The 1,505-nt window shown below is 74.2% G+C and carries 2 protein-coding genes; one reads left to right on the forward strand and one right to left on the reverse strand.

The genetic code is table 11. The features are described from left to right. Positions 1 to 169: 169 nt before the first annotated feature. Entirely contained in the window at positions 170 to 388 is a 219-nt protein-coding gene (locus ACFWA9_RS39130) for a hypothetical protein (protein ID WP_329491412.1), read from the reverse strand. Positions 389 to 602: 214 nt separating this feature from the next. On the opposite strand from ACFWA9_RS39130, the gene ACFWA9_RS39135 reads away from it, so the two are divergent. Beyond that, positions 603 to 1,412: an arylamine N-acetyltransferase gene (locus tag ACFWA9_RS39135; protein ID WP_380394362.1), complete on the forward strand. Its 810-nt coding sequence runs from the start codon at positions 603 to 605 to the stop codon at positions 1,410 to 1,412. The last annotated feature ends 93 nt before the right edge of the window (positions 1,413 to 1,505 follow it).

The following is a 1,505-nucleotide window of genomic DNA, read 5'->3' on the forward strand; positions in this document are numbered from 1 at the left end:
CCCCGACCTCGCCCGCCCCCCCCGTGGCGGCGGCCCGGTCGTTTCGGGGGGGGGGCCCGTGGGGGTTTCGGGCGGTGCCACACCGCGCGCCGCCCGGGCCGCGGGCCCCGGTCCGACTCAGCGGCCGAGGAGCCCGCGCGCCGCCCGGGCCGCGGGCCCCGGCCCGCGCCTAGCCGACAGCCTGGTACCCACCGTCCTCGGCGCGGAAGATCTGCTTGGCCTTGGCGAGCAACTGGAGGTCACGGCGCACGGTGCGCGGGTCCGGGCGGGGCAGGTAGGTCTCGCGGGCCCGGTGCCAGTCCCAGGTGCCGCCGTCCTTCCGCATGATGTCCAGGAGCCGCTGCCGGCGCTCGATCGCCGAGGCGGGTGGGGTTTGGTCGTCGTTCATGGGTTCATTCTCTCGCATCGCGGTGCCGGGTCGGGACGGGGGCGCCCTGGGCGGCGGGGAACCGCGGGTAGCCGTCCGTGTTCCCGCCGTTCAGGGCCGGACCATGATCCTCCAGCCGGGACCGACCCGGCGGCAGAGCCTAGGCCGCTCGGCCGATCGCGACCGGGACCAGCGGCGGAGGCCGGCCGGACCGCTCGGTCCGTACCGTGGTGGAATGACTGTCGATCTGGAGAAGTACTTCGCCCGCATCGGATGGGAGGGCGAGTCCGCGCCCACCGCCGCGACCCTTCGCTCCCTGCACCGCGCGCACATCCTCGGCATCCCGTTCGAGAACCTCGACGTGGTCACCGGCTCGGTGCCGTCGCTGGATGTCGGTGAGCTCCAGGCGAAGCTCGTCGACAGCTCCCGCGGCGGTTACTGCTTCGAACACAGCTCCCTGTTCGCCGCGGTGCTGGACGAGTTGGGCTTCGGGGTCACCCGGCTGACCGGCCGGGTGCGGGTCGGCGCGCGTGCCGGGGAGATCCGACCGCGGACCCATATGGTGCTGGCCGTCCAGGTGCCCGGCGAATCCGGCCGCCATCTCGTCGACGTCGGATTCGGGTCCATCGGCGGGCTGCTGGAGCCGCTCCCGATGATCCCCGGTGAAGCTCGCGAGGCTGCCGGGCGCACCCACCGGCTGGTCGTCGAGGAGGCGGACGGCCCCGCGCCCGTCTGGGTGCTGCAGGCGAGGACGGGCGAGGCCTGGGAGGACCAGCACGCCTTCACCCTGGACCCGGTCCCGGCGCCCGACCTCACGATGTCCAACTGGTTCGTGGCCACCTACCCGCGCTCGCCGTTCCGGCGGTTCTACCTCCAGCGCACCCGGACCGCCGATCACGTGCGGCTCGACGGAAAGACCTTCACCCACACCGACGCGGCGGGCACGACCACCGCCCGGGAGATCGAAAGCCCCGAGGAACTGGTGGAGTTGCTGGCGTCCGAGTTCGGCATCAACCCGCCCCCGGGCGTCGCCGCGGCCTTCTGACCCCGCACCTCGGAGCTCGCACCCCGCACTCGCACCTCGCACCCCGGACCACGGGGCACCGGTGCGGCGGCCCCGGAGCCGAAGCTCCGGGGC

The sequence above is a fragment of the Kitasatospora sp. NPDC059973 genome, assembly GCF_042737525.1.
In the GTDB taxonomy this organism is placed as follows: Bacteria; Actinomycetota; Actinomycetes; order Streptomycetales; family Streptomycetaceae; genus Kitasatospora.

Excerpts from the sequence above, each read along its gene's own strand:
- ACFWA9_RS39130 (WP_329491412.1), bottom strand. The coding sequence starts at position 388 with ATGAACGACGACCAAACCCCACCCGCCTCGGCGATCGAGCGCCGGCAG.
- ACFWA9_RS39135 (WP_380394362.1), top strand. The coding sequence starts at position 603 with ATGACTGTCGATCTGGAGAAGTACTTCGCCCGCATCGGATGGGAGGGC.